Origin of the sequence: Streptococcus danieliae, assembly GCF_013415245.1 — a bacterium.
GTDB classification, from domain to species: Bacteria; Bacillota; Bacilli; order Lactobacillales; family Streptococcaceae; genus Streptococcus; species Streptococcus danieliae_A.
On sequence record NZ_JACBXX010000233.1, the window covers coordinates 1 to 202 of the forward strand.

A 202-nucleotide genomic window follows, 5' to 3' on the forward strand; every position below is an offset into this window, starting at 1 on the left:
TATTCCAATGCAAGACTAGAGGCAACTAATAATCTCATCAAGGTTATCAAGCGGAATGCCTTTGGTTTCAGGAACTTTGACAATTTTAAGAAACGCATTTTCCTAGCCTTGAATACGAAACGAGAAAGGGAACAGGTAGTCCTCTCTCGACTTGCTCTCTGATAGAATTCACCCACACCTGATGCAATTCTTTAAGGCTTCC

At 41.1% G+C, this 202-nt stretch carries 1 protein-coding gene; it reads left to right on the forward strand.

Translation table 11 applies throughout. From position 1 onward, the window contains the following. Positions 1-162, forward strand: a 162-nt coding sequence (locus tag HZY94_RS09830; protein ID WP_179925972.1) for a transposase, incomplete at its 5' end; no start/stop codon positions are given. Positions 163-202 lie beyond the last annotated feature (40 nt).